Here is a 19,044-nt window from a genome sequence, read left to right on the forward strand (position 1 = left end):
AAACTGTTAACGTGTTTAGTTATAATAAAAAACGTTGTAACAGTGCTTTCATTATAATGATAAAAAAATCGGGGGATTCTTTCTATGTGTAATCATCTAAAGATTAATCTGTTTTGTCGTTCTTTTTTGTATGATTATCTAATAAGAGGAGTGCGAAGTATAAAACATTTAAATCTTTGAATTGCTTTGGATCAAGTCCTGTATGTTCCTCAATCTTTTTTAGCCTGTAATGCAATGTGTTAATGTGTATATGTAATTGCTTAGCTGTCTGTTTATAAGACTGGTTATAATCGATAAATAAACGTAAAGTTTGCATAAGCTCAAGAGATGATACTAAGTTTTCAATGGTACGCTCTAGAAACTGTTCCCTCGTTTCAGTAGAAATATCTTGTAAGCACATTTCTAAACGTAAATCTTCATTAAATACAATTTTTTTCGTTTCAAGTGATACAGAAAGAGCGCGTAATGCTTGTTCGTATGATATGTTCATATTGCTTGGCGTAACTGTCTGTCCAATCCCGATATATAAAGTAATAGAAAATAAAGTTTCGCAGTCTTGCTTTAACCGTTTTAGAAATTGATAAGTTTGCTCTTTGGAGCTTATCGCCGTAAATAAAATGAATCGATCATTTCCCCAGCGAACAAATAGATGATCTTTTGTTAATATATTGCGTACGTGTTGCCAAATTTTACGCTGAAGCATCGTGTCATTTTGGCCGATAGAGAACAAAATAAGTTGTTTCTTCTTATATAAATCAATGCCAAGTGTTTTTGCACGATCGAGAAAACTAGGAGACCAGTCTGTATTTTGAAGCCAATCAAAGACAAATGCTTCATAAGAACGGTGCTCAAGTTCTAGTTGTTCTAAAAAGTAGTTTTCATGAATTAATAGTTCGGTCATCTTACGTAATATTTCTCCGTATTGTGAGATATTTTCAGGTTCTCCTGTGATTCCAATCACGCCGATTACTTCGTCATGGAATAGTAAAGGAAGATTCATCCCAGCTTTTACACCTTCTAGTCGCCTTTCATCTTCTTTTGTAATAATGACAGTTTTCTTTTGTTTCGCACAGCGGAGTGCACCTTCATGAAATTGACCGATTCTTATCGCATCTGTACTTGCGATAATAACGCCTTGTATATTAATGATAATAATATTTTCTGTAATTAGTCTGCGTACTTCCCGTACAATTTTATTTGCTAAATCAGGAAAAAGCATAATTGGCACACCTCAAATTCTATTTGTTGTACATTATATATGTAAATTGAGTAAGAAAGGAAAATTTCACACTTTCCACACATTTATTTGTTATTTTACAATTATAACGAAATCATCTGAAGATGGAGGGAATCTTTTGAGAAAGTATGTTTTTCTTCTCTGTTTTTTATTTCTATTAGTAGGGTGTCAAGGAAGTTCATATACACCAATTACTAAAGAGAAAAGTGTTATTATAACAACGAATATAAAAGAAGGTAGTATTAGTTTTATTGATAAAAAAGCTAAAAAGTTAATCGCGACATGGGAATTAAATGAACCGATGGCAGGAATTGCACTACTTCCAAATAACGAGGAAATACTTGTATACGGCAAGCAGTTAGAATATATGTATGTATATTCATTAGCAGAAGGAAGACAAGTGGAAAAATATAAAACTGGAAAAGGAATTGTGAATGTAGTCGTATCAGAAGATAAAAAGCAATTATTTGCTGCCGATCAAAATGCTCAAAAGGTAAGGTTCTTTACGATAGAAGGGAAAGAGACAGGGAGTGTTTCAACGGGAAAAGGGCCGATAACGATGGTAGAGCATCATAATCAGTTATCTGTACTAAACTTTTATGATACGAAACTAACGACAATTGATACAAAGAAAAAAGAGGTTATCCAATCCTTTATGATTCCTCCAGCATCAACAGGAGCGACGATTAGTCCTGATGGGAAAGAAATATGGATTGGCGGACATGGTGATGGAAATCAAGTGAATGAGAAAGTATTAGTGTATTCATTACAGAGCGGAGAAATGGTACGTTCTTTACACGCTCCGTTTATGCCTGTGAACATAACGAAGGATAATAAGTACGTCTATGCATTAAGTCACGGTTCGAATACACTTCGAAAGTTTGATGTTAGCACGTATAAAGAGGTAGCTTCTGTAGAAGTAGGATCGAACCCATTTGCATTTTTAAAAAGCGTGGCAGAAGGATACGTAGCTAGTTATGATAGCGATGAAGTATGCGTAATGGATATGAAGAATTTGAAAATAAAACAAACAATTAAAGTCGGAAAAGGACCGTTTCAACTCATAGAGAGAGAAGGGGAAGGGTAATGAGTAAATATAAAGTGCTAGTTGTAGATGACGAAAGTGATATGAGGCAGCTTGTCGGAATGTACTTAGATAACTTTGGGTACGAGTGGGGAGAAGCTGAAAATGGAAAAGAGGCACTTCGAAAATTAGAGACGGATCATTATGATTTCGTTGTACTAGATATTATGATGCCAGAGATGGATGGACTTTCAGTTTGCAAAGAAATTAGAAAAACGTCAGATGTACCGATTATATTTTTAACAGCAAAAGGTGAAGAGTGGAATAGGGTGAACGGCTTACGTATGGGAGCAGATGATTATATTGTAAAGCCGTTTAGTCCCGGGGAATTAATCGCTCGTATGGAAGCTGTTTTAAGACGATATACAAAGCAAGAACAGCAAGAGGAGATTCAGTTTGGACCAATCTTTATTAATGAAAAAAGTAGACGAATTGAGACGGATGGACAAGTAGTATCACTTACGGTTAAAGAGTTTGATTTACTATATTTCCTTTGCCAACATAATGGACAAGTATTTAGCCGGGAACAATTGCTTGAAAAGGTATGGGGATATGATTATGCAGGAAGTACAAGAACGGTAGATACGCATGTGAAAACGATGCGTCTAAAGCTCGGAGAAAGTGGAAATTACATTCAAACCGTTTGGGGTGTAGGTTATAAATTTGAGGTGTAACGTATGTTTACGATGGTACAAAAGCTTTGGCTTACAGTAGTATGTGCAGTATGTGTAACAGTTTCCTTTCTTTATTTTGTATCTTTATACTCATATGAAAAGCTATACGTGGACAATTTAAAAGATTCATTAGTAATGGAAGGGAAGCGTCTTGCCACGCAATATGATAAACATGAAGGAGTAGCTACTTTTGAAGAGAAAGTAAGGGCATACGATCAAATATCTAGTTCGGATGTTCTTTTCGTGTACAATCCGCGTGATTTAAGTGCATGTTTGCCTTTTGATGTTCACCATCATTCTCTTATAAGTGAAGGGGATAGACAGTCGCTATTAGATGGGAAAACTGTGACAAAGATAGGGTATGAAGAACATTTTGATCGCAATATTATGGGTGTTGTCATTCCTGTTTTAGATAATAAAAAATTAGTTGGTATTGTATACTCTTATATTCCTTTAAAAAGTATAAAAGATTTAATATTTGATATGGGTCTTATTTTAGCGCCATTAGCACTTGCTATGATTTTAATTACAATATGGATTGGTAGAAAAATTATTATTGCTATTACAAGACCGCTTTCGCAAATGGAACGAGTTGCAAATCATCTGGCTACAGGAGATTTCTCAGAGCGAATTACAATTTCTTCAGAAGATGAAATTGGACGATTGGGAAAAGCGTTTAATAAAATGGCGAATTCTTTAGAAACAGAAGATGTAAAGCGTAAGGAATTTTTAGCGAATGTTTCGCATGAACTTAGAACGCCACTTAGTTATATTAAAGGATATAGTGAAGCTATTTTAGACGGTGTAGCAAAGGGGCCGCAGCAGGAAAAAGTAACGCAACTCATCCATAAAGAAGCAGATCGCATGCAGCGCCTCGTTCATGATTTATTAGATTTAGCGCAGCTAGAAGGTGAACATTTTCCGTTAAAGAAGCAACCTATCGTTTTTTCACAACTTATTGAGGATGTATTAGATACGTATGAGATTAAGTTTATAGAAAAGGAAATTCGTATTTCAACAAATTTAAATCCAGAGATCATTGTAATGATTGATGAGGATCGTATGCAACAAGTACTTCATAATGTGTTAGATAATGCGATACGTTATACAAATCAAAACGGGGATATCATAATAACATTAAAGCAAATCGATGATTACTGTGAATTGCACATAAAAGATACAGGAATAGGTATTGATATAGAGCATTTAGAAAATCTTGGGGAACGCTTTTACCGAGTAGATAAAGCGAGAAGTCGTCAACACGGTGGAACAGGTTTAGGCCTTGCAATTGTAAGGCAAATTGTTCATATACATGATGGTGAGTGGAGAATAGAAAGTGAAAAAGGTAAGGGAACGACAGTGATTATTAAATTAAAAGTACAAGATGAGGAAAGCATGTTCTAATGTAAAAGGACATGCTTTTTATTAAATATAAATTAATATCAAATAAATATTAAAAATTTGACGGTTTTATGAACAAAACATTTGTACTTCTTTCCAATTCGTTCTAAAATAGTTATGGATGCTAAGTTCTTATAAATCGTTTCAATTGTTGTTTGGAAGATACTGAGGTGATTTAACTGGAGTACAAATCTATTAAACCGAAAAAAATTTACGAAGAAGTATCTGAAGCTATTTTAACAATGATTAAAAATGGTACGTTAAAACCTGGTGACAAACTACTTCCTGTGCATCAATTAGCTGAGCAGTTTCAAGTTGGCAGATCTGCTGTTCGTGAAGCGCTAAGTGCGCTAAGAGCGATGGGCTTAATTGAGATGAAACAAGGAGAAGGTACATATGTGAAGAATTTCGATTCTTCTTCATTAACAAAATCATTAAATAATAAATTATTAATGAAGAAAGAGGATATTTTGAATTTATTAGAAGTACGAAAGGTGCTTGAAGTGGGGGCAGTTCGAGCAGCGGCGGCAAAACGTACGGAAGATAACTTGCAAAATATGAAACATTGGTTAGATGAAATGGCAAAGAGCATAGGAAATGAAAAGGCTGGCGAAAAAGCTGATTTTCAGTTCCATATGGGAATTGCAGAGTCTTCGCATAATAACATTTTACTTGAACTCATGAATCACGTTTCAGAGATGATTGCTGAAACGATTGGTGAATCAAGACGCATTATTTTATATGGTGAACAAACAACATCAGAACGACTTATAGAAGAGCATCAAGTCATATATGATGCGGTGTTAAAGCAAGATGTAGAATTAGCGCAGCAAGCAATGCTAGATCATTTAACAAATGTAGAACATATTGTCACAGGTAAAACAGATATAAATTCGTAATTTAATCTTTTAAAAATTTAATTTTCTGATAAAATAGAGAGAGATTAAGTAAGCGTTTTCCTTAGAAGAGGGAGAGGATAGGCCATGGTTGAGCCTACTTCTTCTAATCTGAGTCATCTGATGACCATATGATTGTTGGCGAAGTTGTAATGAGGGGGAATTATAGTTATGAAAGTTACTTTATTTGTTACTTGTTTAGTCGATATGTTTGAAACAAACGTCGGTAAGGCAACAGTTGAAGTATTGGAGCGTTTAGGTTGTGAAATTGAATTTCCAGAAGCACAAGTTTGTTGTGGGCAGCCTGCTTATAATAGCGGCCATGTAGAAGCAGCAAAAGAAGCGATGAAACATATGATTGAAACTTTCGAAGATGCAGAATATATCGTTACACCATCTGGCTCTTGTGCGACAATGTTTCATGAGTATCCGCATGTTTTTAAAGATGATCCAAAATGGGCTAAACGTGCGCAAAAAGTGGCTGATAAAACATATGAATTTACACAATTCATTGTAGATGTTTTAAAAGTTACAGACGTTGGTGCAAGCTTACCTGGGATAGCTACTATTCATAAATCTTGTCATATGACACGTCTGCTTGGAGTAAAAGAAGCACCAGGAATTTTACTATCAAATGTAAAAGGATTAACTGTGAGAGAATTACCAAACGAGCAAAATTGTTGTGGGTTTGGGGGAACGTTTTCAGTTAAGATGACACCTATTTCTGAACAAATGGTGGATGAAAAAGTAGATAGTGTAATGGAAACAGGTGCTGATTATTTAATCGGTGCAGATTGTGGGTGTTTGTTAAACATTGGCGGACGTATTGAGCGTTTAGGAAAAGAAGTAAAAGTGATGCATATTGCTGAGGTACTGAATAGTCGCTCATGAAGGGGGAACAGAAGCTATGTCTATGAAAATCAGTGAGAAAAAATTTAATGATCGCGTTGGCGATGGAATTCAAGATTCGTTTATGCGCGGAGCAGTATCTTCTGCACAAACGCGTTTATATACGAATCGCTTAAAAGCAGCGGACGAATTAGGAAACTGGGAAGAGTGGCGTGAACTAGGTGAACAAATTCGTCAACATACGCTAGAAAATCTTGATTATTACTTAATGCAGTTAAGTGAAAATGTATCAAAAAGAGGCGGACATGTTTACTTTGCGAAAACGAAAGAGGAAGCAGCAAAGTACATTCAAGACGTTGCGAAAAAGAAACAAGCGAAAAAAGTTGTAAAATCAAAGTCGATGGTAACAGAAGAAATTAGTATGAACCATGCACTTGAAGAAATTGGCTGTGAAGTGTTAGAAAGTGACTTAGGAGAGTATATCTTGCAAGTAGATAACGATCCACCTTCACATATTATTGCGCCTGCACTTCATAAAAATAGAACGCAAATTCGCGATGTATTTAAAGAAAAACTGGGCTATGAAAATTCTGATGATCCATACGAAATGACAAAGTTTGTTCGTAAACAACTTCGTGAAAAATTTATGGATGCGGAAATTGGTGTAACAGGCTGTAACTTCGCTGTTGCAAATACGGGATCTCTTTGTTTAGTAACGAACGAAGGTAATGCCGATCTTGTCATGTCGATTCCAAAAACACAAATTGCAGTAATGGGTATGGAACGTATGGTTCCGACAATGGAAGAATTAGATGTTTTAGTTGGTTTACTATGTCGTAGCGCAGTAGGTCAAAAGTTAACAAGTTATGTAACTGTAGCGGGACCAATTCAAGAAGAGGAAGTAGATGGACCGGAAGAGTTCCACCTAGTTGTTGTGGACAATGGCCGTTCTCAAATTCTTGGATCTGAATTCCGCTCAGTATTGCAATGTATTCGTTGCGCAGCTTGTGTTAACGTATGCCCTGTATATCGTCACGTTGGCGGACATTCATACGGTTCTATATATTCAGGACCAATTGGTGCGGTATTAACACCACTTCTAGGTGGGTATGATGATTACAAAGAGCTTCCATATGCATCTAGTTTATGCGGAGCATGTACAGAAGCTTGTCCAGTAAAAATTCCATTGCATGATTTATTATTAAAACATCGCCAAGTGATTGTTGAGCAAGAAGGCCGTGCCCCACTTGCAGAAAAATTAGCAATGAAAATGTTTAGTATGGGCGCATCTTCAGCAGCTTTATATAAAATGGGATCGAAAATGGCACCGGCAGCAATGAGTCCATTTACATCTGGTAACCGTGTATCAAAAGGTGTTGGACCACTTAAAAATTGGACGGACATTCGTGAATTCCCGGCTCCAAGTAAAGAACGATTCCGTGATTGGTATAAAGATCATAAGAAAGGCGGGGACAACTAATGACAGGATTAATTCAAAACCGTGAGTCCTTTCTAGATAATATCGCAAAAGAACTTGGACGTGAGCGGAAGACAGAAGGCGTAGAACGTCCAGTATGGAAAAGTAATGTGAATGAAGAAACATTAAAAGATTATTCACAAGAAGAATTGTTAGAAGTATTTAAAAATCAATGTACAAACATTCATACAACTGTTGTGGAAACAACAAACGACCGTTTACGTGAAGATATTCAAAAAGTAATCGTTGAAAACGGTGGGGGACCTATTATATTATCAGCAGATGAACGTTTTGATTCCTATGGATTGACTTCTTTATTTAAAGAAGAGCTTCCAAAGCAAAATGTTGAAGTAAATGTATGGGATCCTGAGAAAACAGAAGAGAATATGCGTATAGCGGAAAAAGCGAATATTGGAATCGCATTTAGTGATTATACTTTAGCTGAATCTGGTACGATTGTTGTACAAAGTCATAAAGGACAAGGGCGTTCTTTACACTTTTTACCGACTGTATACTTTGCTATTATTCCACGTGAAACACTTGTACCTCGTATTACGCAAGCAGTTCAGGATATGAACTCACGTATAGAAAATGGCGAAGCAGTTGCATCTTGTATTAACTTTATAACAGGACCAAGTAACTCTGCAGATATTGAAATGAATCTTGTTGTCGGAGTTCACGGACCATTAAAAGCAGTATATTTCATCGTATAAAATAGGGGAAAGCAGGCCGGAAAACGGCCTGCTTTTTTTATAGAATAAAGATAATATGAAGTAGAAGTTCTCTCCTTTTTTTGCTATGTTCTTTTGGAAAGGAGAGGAAGGGATGTTCACTTATGTATATGCATTGTTAGTGGGTATGGTGTTTGGTTCTTTTTTTATGGTAATCGCAATGAGGGTTCCTGTAGGTGAATCTATTATTACACCGCGTTCGCATTGTCACTACTGCAAGTATACGTTACAGCCGAAAGAACTGATTCCAATCATTTCATTTTATATGCAGAAAGGGCGTTGTACGAATTGTAAAAGAAAAATCTCAAGTTTGTACACAGTATTTGAATTTGTTACAGGAAGTTTATTTTTTCTTACTGTATATGTAATTGGAATAGAACAGGAGCTCATTATCATTTTATCGCTCTTTTCTTTACTGCTTATTATTTCAGTTACAGATTTAGTATATATGTTAATACCTAACCGTATTTTAATTGGGTTTGCTTTTTTGCTTATTTTAGAATGTATTTTTGTACCGTTAGTTACCTGGATAGATAGTATAGCTGGCTGTGGAACCATTTTTATTTTGTTATATTGTGTGCAAAGGATTTATCCAGAGGGTCTTGGCGGAGGTGATGTGAAATTACTTTCGTTACTTGGGTTTGTAGTAGGAGTGAAAGGGAGTTTTATGATTTTATTTTTATCATCTTGCTTTAGTCTTTGTTTTTTCGGGATTGGTATCGTATTAAAACGTATAGAAGCAAGAAAGCCCATTCCATTTGGACCTTTTATTAGTCTGGGAGCAATATGTTATGTGTTAGTTACATATTCAAAATAGAAGGGAATTAGAAAATGAATGTGTATATGGATGATCAAAGAAGTTGTCCGTTCGGATATGTATTGGCGACTACGGTAGAATCTGCGTTACAATTTGTTCGGAGTAATAAGGTAAACATCCTTTCTCTTGACTATAACATGGGATGGAGGCAAAAGAGCGGATTAGATTTTGTAGAAGCCTTTTGTACAGAAGGTTTAGATCTTAATGAAATTCATCTGCATACAAATGATGTCATCGGTATGTATCAGATGAAGCAGAGAATTGAGAAGGGAAAAGAGCAAGGAGAAATTGATCCTCATATTGTCGTTAAATATGTAGGGAGCTAAAAACTCCAAAGTGATACTTTGGAGTTTTTAATGTTTCATATGTGCTTGTAAAGGAATGATTTCCTCTGTTGGAACTGCTGCTAATTCAGTTTCTTCCTGTTTAACAGTAGGTGCTTTCTTTGTTAAGTAATGATAAACCATACCGACAAATACGGATCCGCCAATAATGTTACCGATTGTAACTGGAATTAAGTTATGAATAGCCCCAGCGAAAGTAATTGTATCAGGATGTGGTGAAACTAAAGATAAGGCAAACAATGACAAGTTTGCAATGCTATGCTCATAGCCAGATAAGAAGAATGTGAAAACAAGCATCATTATCATCAATATTTTTGCTGTATCACCTTTTACTTGAGAAGGTAAGAAGCAGGCAAGACATACGAGCCAGTTACATAAAATCGCTTTAAAGAATAATTGCATTGTAGGTGTGTTCATTTTTCCTTCAACGACTGTATTCATTAAATGACCGTGATCGATTGCTCCGAAAATGCTAGTTGCGTAAAATAGTAAGGCAAAGAATAAAGCGCCAGCTAAGTTACCTGCATAACAAGCAACCCAGTTACGAAGTGTATCAGAAATCGTTGTTTCTTTTCGTAAAGTTGCCACTGTGAAATACATTGTATTTCCAGTAAATAATTCAGCACCGCCATATATAATAAGTACGAGGGCAATTCCGAAAAACATGGACTCAGCTAAATAGGTTGCTGGTGAATCTACAATGTGAAAAAAGTTACCTAATTTAAAACATAGTACAATAATAAAACCGATATAAATACCAGCAAGTGCAGCACGAATGAAATATTGCATTGGGTTTGTATCTATCATTTGCTTTTTGCTCTTAGCCAGTTTGACAACATAATCTAATCCTTGTTCTAGCATGAGTAATACGCTCCTTTAGTACATCATCTATAAATACTCCTTATATGAATAAAGTACATGGATTTGTTCTCGTTTTCAATAAGTTTGTTCAATATTTCACAAAAAGGACATACATCCGCAAGGGGAGCGCTTACAATAGGTAGTATAATGGAAATTTTTCTAAAAATAGAGAGGGATTGAAATGAGTGAAAAAGAAAAAGCGCTGTGATTACAGCGCTTTTTCGTCTAAATTCTTTTCTACTTTTACTTCTACTTCTTTTGAGAAGAACCAACCGCAAACTGCAATTCCAACTAATACGCCCCAGAATGTAAGCTTCCATGGAGTAGATTCTGGGAATGAGTGCGGAAGGACACCTAAAGCAGGGTGTGCTAGCGTATACACTGCTAATTTCACACCAACCCAACCTACAATTAAGAATGCTGCAGTTTCAAGTCCTGGTTTACGTTTTAATATTTGTACGAAAGCAGATGCTGCAAATCGCATAATAACTAATCCGATAAGTCCACCTGTAAAGATAACGATAAATTGACCTGTATCAAGACTACCAATCGTACCTAACCCTGTTTTCGGTAAAGTCATTGCTAATGCAACAGCAGCTAAAATTGAATCAACTGCGAAGGCGATATCAGCAACTTCGACTTTAAATACAGTCCACCAAAAGTTTTCTTGTTTTTTCTCTGTTTCTTTTTCTTCTGTTTCTTCAGGTGCATTCTTTTTAACATACGTTTTAAATAAATGATTCCCCGCGATAAACATAAGATAAATCGCACCAATTGCTTGCACTTGCCATACATCGACTAGGAACGAAATCATAAATAGTGATCCGAAGCGGAAAACAAATGCCCCTGCTAATCCATAAAATAGTGCTTTCTTTCGTTTTTCTTCTGGTAAATGTTTTACCATAATTGCAAGAACGAGAGCGTTATCAGCCGCTAAAATCCCCTCTAGTGCAATTAGGATGAGTAATACCCAACCATACTCCAATAATAATGATACATCCATGTACATTCTCCTCTCATTTCTCTAAGTACTAAACAAGTGAAGAAATTCCCCATTGTTTAGCTTCCCCATACTCCTGCGCATCAACGGTGGAAGGCTTTGGTAAAAAACAAAAAAGACCTCTGCCGTTGATAGGCAAAGGTCTTGCTAGACATATGTAATGAAAATGCCAACAAAGCCGGAAGAACTAAGTTCTACGTAATGACGACTTTGTTTCCAAGAAATCGTTCTTGGACGCTACTCCCCTTTGGAGATATGCTGTTGTACTCTCATTATATGGATAATTTATACGGTTGTCAACCTGTTAAAATATCTTCATTCGGATATTTTATTTTTCGGTTCTTTTTACGTGCAAATGAAAAAGCCAATGTTAAAGGTCCCATTTTTCCAAAGAACATCATAAAGATAATAATAGCTTTTCCGATAATTGTTAAGTGTGGTGTTAAATTCATACTGAGGCCGACAGTACCAAATGCTGAAAATACTTCGAAAGCACTCATCAATAGAGGAACACGTTCAGTAATACTCAAAATTAAAATAGCAAAAAAGATAAATGAAATGGAAATAATAGTAATAGTTAATGATTTGACAATGAGAGTATCTTTAATGGATTTTTTAAACACGACAATATCATCTTGTTCTTGTAAAAATTTAAATACCCCAAAAAACATGATTAAAAATGTTGTTAACTTAATTCCACCACCGGTTGAAGCACTACCAGCACCAATAAACATAAGGAGCATCATTAATAGTAGGGAAGGTTTGGATAATGCAGAAATATCAACCGTATTAAATCCAGCAGTTCGCGTTGAAACCGCTTGGAAATAAGCTGCCATTCCTTCTTCAAAGGGGGTGAAATCTCTCATAGAAAGAGAGTTATGGAACTCGAAAATAAAAATAAAAACGGTAGCAATAATATTTACGATTAGAGTAGAAGAGAGCATAAGCTTTGAGTGTAAAGTAAGGTTTTTAAAGTTTCTCTTTCTTTTGATATCTACGATTACTGTAAAACCGATCCCACCTAAAATGATGAGAGAAGAAATAACAAGATTGACAAGAATACTATGGGAATGGGACATTAAATTATCACTCCACACAGAAAAACCAGCGTTATTAAAGGCTGAGATTGAATGAAAAAAACTATAATATATTCCTTTAGCAATCCCGTATTTTGGTACCCATTCAAAAGAGAGAAATAAAGTAGCGATACATTCGACTGTAAAAGAGAATAAAAATAATGCTTTGGCAAGACGAATGACACCGCCGATATTCGTTTGATTTAATGCTTGTTGTAACAAAATTCGGTTTTGAAGGCCGATTTTTCTACCGAGCATAATCGCAATTAAAATAGCGAAGCTCATAATGCCAAGCCCACCCACTTGTATAAGCGTTAAAATGACACACTGTCCGAACAAAGTAAATACTTTTCCAGTATCTACAACACCAAGACCAGTAACAGTACAAGCAGAAACTGTTGTAAATAAGGCATCGAGCCATGAAATAGACGTTGTGGTAGCTATTGGTAGCTTTAATAAACATGTGCCGATAATAGATAATACAATAAAAGATAAAGTAAGAACGCGGGGAGGACTCATACTAATGTTAATCCGTTTCATGTCACATATCGTTCCTTTCGGTTTGCTCTTGTTAGTATGTGAAAAAGCGCTAATATGTATGTTGAAAATAGAAAGAGGCAGAGAATATCTGCCTCTAAGCCATATGATATATAATTATCCACGTAATTGTTGTTGAGCTAAAGCAACAAGACGTTTTGTTACTTCGCCGCCAACTGAACCGTTAGATCGAGAAGCTGTATTAGATCCTAAGCTAACACCAAATTCTTGTGCAATTTCATATTTAAATTGTTCAAGCGCTTGTTCTGCACCTGGAACTAGTAATTTGTTTGTTTTTACCATGTTGATACACATCCTTATGAGTAGTCCAGTTTAGCTAAGTACTATCTAAGCTGGTAACGTTATTTTATGTGGAAATAACGTACTCATACCCGGAAGTAATCGGTGTGATTAGAAGTTCTTGGATAGAAAAAAAGAGTAGCAAATTTGCTACTCTTTTTTCAGTATTGTCGCTGTACCTTCCACGACAATATCACCCGATTGATTATAGATGTTTGTTTGTAATGTAATGATTTTTTTATCATCCCGTTTTTTGATGACTTCTGCCACTACACGAAGTGTATCGCCGATTTTGACAGGAGCACGGAATGAAACGTTTTGAGATAAATAAATCGTGTTTTTGCCAGGGAGTTTCGTTCCGAGAATGGTAGAAATAAAACTGGAAACGAGCATGCCATGAGCAATACGTTCTTTAAACATTGTCGTTTTTGCAAACGAATCTAAAATATGAATGGGATTTACATCTCCAGTCAATTTTGCAAAATTGATAACGTCCTCATCCGTAATTTGTTTTGTTAATGATGCTTGGTCACCGACTTGAATCTCATCATAACGAAGCTCCGGAACAGTTTGTGCTTCTTGAAATGGATTCATTTTGTCCTCCTTCTTTTCCATATCGAAAAATGCCAGCCATCTTGATGTAGTAGGAGGAAGAAAGAGTTTTGTTTGTGCTGCAGTTAGTTGCCACATTTTTCTTACTTGATGGAAGTAAATAGATTTTTTGAGTTTTCCTCGAACTGCTTTGCGAGTTCGAGTTGTTTGGACTTGAACTCTCCCAAAAAAACTTCTAACTGTTTTTGAACCTCTTCACGTTGAGACTGTTGTTGCTCGATAAAGTGCTTTGTTGTTTCTTCAAATTGCCCACTTGTTTGAGTAAGAATAGACAAAGATGTTTTCGTAGGAGAAACAGTAAGTTGGTGCATTTGAGTAGAAAGCTCATTCCATTTTTCTTGCCACTCGTTAATTTGGTCATTTAAGGAGTTTCCAGTTAATTGCTTCACGTAATCTGTATATTGGTTATTGAACTGAGCAGTGAATTGGTGTAGTTCTTTTTCTAGTTCATCTACTCCTGATGTTAATTTATGCAAAGCGTCTTGTTGTTGTTTTAACGTTTCTAAAGTAAGTTGCTCTAATTGTTTCCCTGCTGAAGAGAAAAGGGAAAGAGATTGAGACCAGTTTTTCCAAAATGCATCGACTAATTCGTATGGCTTAGTTTCCATTGTTTGAACCTCCAAATGTTTTTTTGCATATTGTGAACGCAGATTACTCTGCTGTACCACCAGGTGAAGATGAAGAATCCTTTTCATCCTTTTCTGGAGAAGTAGAAAATGGAAAGAATGCGTTGGTGTATAACGTGAAAAACGTCCGCAGCATATTTTGGTAATGCTCAAAAGAAGTCGCACATGTTGTTAAATATTGCTCTCCATATTCAGTTAAAGAATAAATTCTTTTTGCTGGCCCTCCATCGCTTGTATCCCAAGTAGAAGAAATAAGATTTTCTTTTTCTAATTTGCGTAGTGTTCTATACACATTGCCTTGGTCAACAGAAGAAAAGCCGATATCCATTAGCATTTGAATAAGTTTGTAACCATGAAGACTCCAGTCTTTTAGACAGAGAAGTAAGAAGGGAACTAAGAAGTTTTTTGGCATGGAGTTTGGTTGTTTTGCTTGGTTGTTCTCCAAACTTTCGCGTTGTTCTGGTTCATTTTGTAGCATGATTGTGCATCACCTCATGAATCAGTTAGATGGAATTTTTTGCTTATAAGTGCAATTTACACCTATCTGTTTTTAATGTCAATACATTTGTTGGAAAATAAAGAAAAATAAAATATGTACTTGAAGTTTTATTCAGAATATTAGAAAATAGTGAATAGGTTGAATTGTTTCAAAAACGAAAAAGGGAGTGTAGGTAAAGTGATTGATCAAAAATTCGATCCATTACAAGCATGGAAAAATGCTTATGAACAAACCGAAACATTTTGGGGAAAAGCGCTCAATGAAACAATTAAAACAGAAGAATATTCTGCTTGGATGGGTAGCGTTCTAGATTTGAATTTGTTTTATCAAAAAGCATTAAATGATACGACAAAAAATTATTTAGAACAAGTAAATGTACCGACAAAAGAGGATATCGCAAGAGTGGCTACGCTTGTTATTAACTTGGAAAATAAAGTAGATAACATCGAGGAAGTTCTAGAAGAGAAAGTAGATTCATTAGAACAAGCTCCTACATTAAAGCGTGATGTTACGAAAGTAAAACAAGATCTTCGCACGTTAGAAACGAAAGTTGATCAAATTTTAGAATTACTAGAAAAGCAAAATGCGGTACTAGCTAAACTGCAAGTACCTGTAAAAGAAGAAGTAAAGCCTGCGAATAAGCCAGAAAATAAAAAATGATAAAAGCGTTTGTTTATAACGTGTAAGAGAGAGGGAGAATCTTTTTTCGTGTATAAACAACGAAACATAATTAATATATGGACTCTATTAGTATGAGTACCAAAATGATTCATAACAATCGTTCACAAATTCATTTAAGGGGGAAAAGAAATGGTTCAATTAAATGGCAAAGTAGCAATCGTAACAGGTGGGGCAAAAGGAATTGGAAAAGCAATTACAGTAGCATTAGCACAAGAGGGCGCAAAAGTTGTTATTAACTATAACAGTAGCAAAGAAGCAGCTGAAAACTTAGTAAACGAATTAGGAAAAGAAGGACATGACGTTTATGCAGTTCAAGCGGATGTTTCTAAAGTAGAAGATGCAAACCGACTTGTAGAAGAAGCTGTGAATCATTTTGGTAAAGTTGATATTCTTGTTAATAATGCTGGTATTACAAGAGATCGTACATTCAAAAAGTTAAATCGTGAAGATTGGGAGCGCGTAATTGACGTGAACTTAAGCAGTGTATTTAATACGACAAGTGCAGTACTTCCATACATATCGGAAGCAGAAGAAGGAAGAATCATTAGTATTTCTTCTATTATTGGCCAAGCTGGTGGATTTGGACAAACAAACTATTCAGCAGCGAAAGCAGGTATGCTAGGATTTACAAAATCATTAGCATTAGAACTTGCAAAAACAAATGTAACTGTAAACGCAATTTGCCCAGGATTTATTGATACTGAAATGGTAGCAGAAGTACCAGAAGAAGTGCGTCAAAAAATCGTTGCGAAAATCCCGAAAAAACGTTTTGGCCAAGCTGATGAAATTGCAAAAGGTGTAGTATACCTATGCCGTGACGGTGCTTATATCACAGGTCAGCAATTAAATATTAATGGCGGATTATACATGTAATGAAGTAAGAAAAAAGTGCATATCCATAGCAGGAATGCACTTCTTTTTTTAGAAAGAAATCGATCGAAAAGGAGATAGAAAAATGACTACATTCGTAACAGAATGGGAAAAGCAATTAGAGTTGTACCCAGAAGAGTACCGAAAAGCATATCGTCGTGTGAAAAGAGCGAGTGAAATTTTATTACGTGAACCAGAACCACAAGTTGGTTTAACACCGAAAGAGGTTATTTGGACGAAGAATAAAACGAAGCTGTATCGTTACATTCCAAAACAAGAAAAAACTCAAAGAGTGCCAATCTTATTAATATATGCTCTTATTAATAAGCCATATATTATGGATTTAACTCCAGGAAATAGTTTAGTGGAGTATTTAGTGGATCGTGGTTTTGATGTGTATATGCTTGATTGGGGAACATTTGGTTTAGAAGATAGTCATTTGAAATTTGATGATTTCGTGTTCGATTATATTGCGAAAGCAGTGAAAAAAGTAATGAGAACTGCAAAATCGGACGAGATTTCTTTACTTGGTTATTGCATGGGTGGAACATTAACATCTATTTATGCAGCACTTCATCCGCACATGCCAATTCGTAATTTAATCTTCATGACAAGTCCTTTTGATTTTTCTGAAACAGGATTATATGGTCCTTTACTAGATGAAAAATATTTTAATTTAGATAAAGCGGTTGATACATTCGGAAATATTCCGCCAGAAATGATTGATTTCGGAAACAAGATGCTAAAACCAATTACAAACTTTGTCGGTCCATATGTTGCTTTAGTCGATCGTTCAGAAAATGAGCGCTTCGTCGAAAGTTGGAAGTTAGTTCAAAAATGGGTTGGTGACGGTATTCCGTTCCCAGGTGAATCTTATAGACAATGGATTCGTGATTTTTATCAAAATAATAAATTGGTTAAGGGTGAACTCGTTATTCGTGGACAAAAGGTAGACCTAGCAAATATTAAAGCGAATGTCTTAAATATTTCCGCGAAACGTGATCATATCGCTCTTCCGTGTCAAGTAGAAGCTTTACTTGATCATATTTCTAGCACAGATAAACAATACGTATGTTTACCAACAGGGCATATGTCTATCGTTTACGGTGGAACAGCTGTAAAACAAACATATCCAACGATTGGAAATTGGCTTGAAGAGCGTTCGAATTAAAAAGAAAAAATCCAACTAGCCTATGTTAGTTGGATTTTTTTATGAAAAATGACGAAACATAGGAAGGAGAAATTTACATTGTAGGAGTATAATTATGAAGCTTATAACTGGTAAGTTGTTTTGGAATACAGGAGTTTCTGTACCTTGTTATCCAACGCTAGAAAATGATATGATATGTGATGTGCTCGTAGTTGGAAGTGGAGAAGCAGGCGCTCATATAGCGTATGCGTTAGCGAAAATTGGAATGCGTGTTACGCTCATTGAAAAAAGAGCAATTGCATGTGGTAGTACAGCTGCCAATACAGGTTTATTACAATTTCTTCATGATAAATCGTTGACCTCTCTTATCCATACATTTGGCGAAGAGAAAGGGGCACGAGCATATAGACTTTGTTATGAAGCGCTCAGAACAATGGAGAAAGTTGTGCCAACTCTCGATATTGATCCTCATTTTATTCCGCGAAATAGTTTGTATTATGCAAGTAGAGATGAGGATATTTCATTTTTACAAGAAGAATATAATACGTTACGCCATTATGGATTTCCAGTTGAATATTTTACAGAGTCTGATATTAAGAAACGTTATTCATTTGCAAAACAAGCAGCGTTATATACAAGCGGTGATGCAGAAGTGAATCCATATTTATTAGCGCATAGTCTATTGCATAAAGCGAAACAAATGGGTGCTACTATTTATGAACATACAGAGGCACTACATATTAAACGAATCCAAAATGATTTAATTTGTTACACGACAGCAGGAAATAAAATCGTAGCAAAGAATATTATTATGGCGACAGGTTATGAAGCAATATTTGGAAAGAAAGAGAAAAATACAACAGTAGAAACGTCTTATGCAGTTGTGACAAATGAGATAGATCATTTTGAAGGCTGGCATGAGCAATCATTAATTTGGGAAACAGCACGGCCTTACTTATATTTTCGAACGTATCAAAACCGTATTATTGTAGGTGGATTAGATGAAGCGATGCAAATTCAAACAATCGGTGATACGAAATTATTGCACAAGCGTGATATCCTTATTAACATTGTAAAAGAAATGTTCCCGCAGTATAAAAATATACAGGCAGAGTACTATTGGGCAGCAGCATTTGGTGGCAGTCATGATGGTCTTCCTATTTTAAAAGAAGATAAAAAAATACATAATTTATATTACGCACTGCCATATGGGGGAAATGGAACTGTGTATGGAATGGTATTTGCCAAATCATTTGAGCAGTTATTTACAAATAAAGAAAGCGAAGATTTTTCTTTATTTAATCGATAGAAAAAAGGTAGCG

21 protein-coding genes are annotated in these 19,044 nt (G+C 35.6%); 13 read left to right on the forward strand and 8 right to left on the reverse strand.

Going from position 1 to position 19,044, the window contains the following annotated elements; genetic code table 11:
- Positions 1-103: 103 nt before the first annotated feature.
- Positions 104-1,219, reverse strand: coding sequence for a CdaR family transcriptional regulator (locus MR065_RS05055; RefSeq protein ID WP_242212719.1), 1,116 nt, complete (start codon positions 1,217-1,219; stop codon positions 104-106).
- Between the two features lie 136 nt (positions 1,220-1,355).
- Here MR065_RS05055 and MR065_RS05060 point away from each other — a divergent pair, with 136 nt between their 5' ends.
- The 9 genes from MR065_RS05060 (at position 1,356) to MR065_RS05100 (ending at position 9,492) form a co-directional block, all read left to right on the forward strand.
- Positions 1,356-2,324: a YncE family protein gene (locus MR065_RS05060; RefSeq protein WP_242212720.1), complete on the forward strand. Its 969-nt coding sequence runs from the start codon at positions 1,356-1,358 to the stop codon at positions 2,322-2,324.
- Positions 2,324-2,995 carry a response regulator transcription factor gene (locus tag MR065_RS05065; RefSeq protein WP_242212721.1) on the forward strand — a complete coding sequence of 224 codons (672 nt, stop codon included), beginning with the start codon at positions 2,324-2,326 and terminating at the stop codon, positions 2,993-2,995. The genes MR065_RS05060 and MR065_RS05065 overlap by 1 nt, the downstream gene beginning before the upstream one ends.
- 3 nt (positions 2,996-2,998) lie before the next feature.
- Positions 2,999-4,399, forward strand: coding sequence for a sensor histidine kinase (locus MR065_RS05070; RefSeq protein ID WP_098990349.1), 1,401 nt, complete (start codon positions 2,999-3,001; stop codon positions 4,397-4,399).
- A gap of 206 nt (positions 4,400-4,605) precedes the next feature.
- Positions 4,606-5,295 carry a FadR/GntR family transcriptional regulator gene (locus MR065_RS05075; protein ID WP_255291269.1) on the forward strand — a complete coding sequence of 230 codons (690 nt, stop codon included), beginning with the start codon at positions 4,606-4,608 and terminating at the stop codon, positions 5,293-5,295.
- Positions 5,296-5,463: 168 nt separating this feature from the next.
- On the forward strand, positions 5,464-6,183 hold the full coding sequence (locus tag MR065_RS05080; RefSeq protein WP_071770241.1) for a (Fe-S)-binding protein: 720 nt from the start codon (positions 5,464-5,466) through the stop codon (positions 6,181-6,183).
- A 16-nt stretch (positions 6,184-6,199) separates the two neighbouring features.
- Positions 6,200-7,621 (forward strand): LutB/LldF family L-lactate oxidation iron-sulfur protein, encoded by a 1,422-nt coding sequence (locus MR065_RS05085; RefSeq protein ID WP_097903465.1) that lies wholly within the window; start codon positions 6,200-6,202, stop codon positions 7,619-7,621.
- The gene (locus MR065_RS05090; RefSeq protein ID WP_242212722.1) at positions 7,621-8,331 is read left to right on the forward strand and encodes a LutC/YkgG family protein; all 711 of its coding nucleotides are present in this window, start codon (positions 7,621-7,623) and stop codon (positions 8,329-8,331) included. The genes MR065_RS05085 and MR065_RS05090 overlap by 1 nt, the downstream gene beginning before the upstream one ends.
- Before the next feature lie 112 nt (positions 8,332-8,443).
- Positions 8,444-9,166 carry a prepilin peptidase gene (locus MR065_RS05095; protein ID WP_242212723.1) on the forward strand — a complete coding sequence of 241 codons (723 nt, stop codon included), beginning with the start codon at positions 8,444-8,446 and terminating at the stop codon, positions 9,164-9,166.
- A gap of 14 nt (positions 9,167-9,180) precedes the next feature.
- Positions 9,181-9,492 carry a cyclic-phosphate processing receiver domain-containing protein gene (locus tag MR065_RS05100; RefSeq protein ID WP_098990344.1) on the forward strand — a complete coding sequence of 104 codons (312 nt, stop codon included), beginning with the start codon at positions 9,181-9,183 and terminating at the stop codon, positions 9,490-9,492.
- A 27-nt stretch (positions 9,493-9,519) separates the two neighbouring features.
- Here MR065_RS05100 and MR065_RS05105 read toward each other — a convergent pair whose 3' ends face one another.
- The 7 genes from MR065_RS05105 to phaQ form a co-directional block, all read right to left on the reverse strand.
- Positions 9,520-10,371 carry a formate/nitrite transporter family protein gene (locus MR065_RS05105; protein ID WP_242212724.1) on the reverse strand — a complete coding sequence of 284 codons (852 nt, stop codon included), beginning with the start codon at positions 10,369-10,371 and terminating at the stop codon, positions 9,520-9,522.
- Between the two features lie 208 nt (positions 10,372-10,579).
- Positions 10,580-11,374, reverse strand: a complete 795-nt coding sequence (locus MR065_RS05110) for a TerC family protein (RefSeq protein WP_088231348.1) — start codon at positions 11,372-11,374, stop codon at positions 10,580-10,582.
- 293 nt (positions 11,375-11,667) lie between these two features.
- Positions 11,668-12,987 carry a TrkH family potassium uptake protein gene (locus MR065_RS05115; RefSeq protein ID WP_242212725.1) on the reverse strand — a complete coding sequence of 440 codons (1,320 nt, stop codon included), beginning with the start codon at positions 12,985-12,987 and terminating at the stop codon, positions 11,668-11,670.
- Positions 12,988-13,101: 114 nt separating this feature from the next.
- Positions 13,102-13,287 (reverse strand): alpha/beta-type small acid-soluble spore protein, encoded by a 186-nt coding sequence (locus tag MR065_RS05120; protein ID WP_000241212.1) that lies wholly within the window; start codon positions 13,285-13,287, stop codon positions 13,102-13,104.
- Between the two features lie 147 nt (positions 13,288-13,434).
- Positions 13,435-13,878: a MaoC family dehydratase gene (locus MR065_RS05125; protein ID WP_071709900.1), complete on the reverse strand. Its 444-nt coding sequence runs from the start codon at positions 13,876-13,878 to the stop codon at positions 13,435-13,437.
- Between the two features lie 101 nt (positions 13,879-13,979).
- A complete protein-coding gene (gene phaP, locus MR065_RS05130) occupies positions 13,980-14,504 on the reverse strand; it encodes a polyhydroxyalkanoic acid inclusion protein PhaP (protein ID WP_000448577.1) in 525 nt (174 codons plus the stop codon).
- A 43-nt stretch (positions 14,505-14,547) separates the two neighbouring features.
- Entirely contained in the window at positions 14,548-15,000 is a 453-nt protein-coding gene (gene phaQ, locus MR065_RS05135) for a poly-beta-hydroxybutyrate-responsive repressor (RefSeq protein ID WP_000939954.1), read from the reverse strand.
- Between the two features lie 198 nt (positions 15,001-15,198).
- On the opposite strand from phaQ, the gene phaR reads away from it, so the two are divergent.
- The 4 genes from phaR (at position 15,199) to MR065_RS05155 (ending at position 19,031) form a co-directional block, all read left to right on the forward strand.
- On the forward strand, positions 15,199-15,681 hold the full coding sequence (gene phaR, locus MR065_RS05140; RefSeq protein ID WP_097903477.1) for a polyhydroxyalkanoic acid synthase subunit PhaR: 483 nt from the start codon (positions 15,199-15,201) through the stop codon (positions 15,679-15,681).
- Between the two features lie 150 nt (positions 15,682-15,831).
- Positions 15,832-16,575 carry an acetoacetyl-CoA reductase gene (locus MR065_RS05145; RefSeq protein WP_000250411.1) on the forward strand — a complete coding sequence of 248 codons (744 nt, stop codon included), beginning with the start codon at positions 15,832-15,834 and terminating at the stop codon, positions 16,573-16,575.
- Between the two features lie 82 nt (positions 16,576-16,657).
- Positions 16,658-17,743 (forward strand): class III poly(R)-hydroxyalkanoic acid synthase subunit PhaC, encoded by a 1,086-nt coding sequence (phaC, locus tag MR065_RS05150; protein ID WP_000206837.1) that lies wholly within the window; start codon positions 16,658-16,660, stop codon positions 17,741-17,743.
- A 94-nt stretch (positions 17,744-17,837) separates the two neighbouring features.
- Positions 17,838-19,031, forward strand: coding sequence for an NAD(P)/FAD-dependent oxidoreductase (locus MR065_RS05155; RefSeq protein ID WP_242212726.1), 1,194 nt, complete (start codon positions 17,838-17,840; stop codon positions 19,029-19,031).
- Positions 19,032-19,044: the final 13 nt, after the last annotated feature.

Origin of the sequence: Bacillus cereus group sp. BfR-BA-01383, assembly GCF_022663495.1 — a bacterium.
Classification (GTDB): Bacteria; Bacillota; Bacilli; order Bacillales; family Bacillaceae_G; genus Bacillus_A; species Bacillus_A cereus_AU.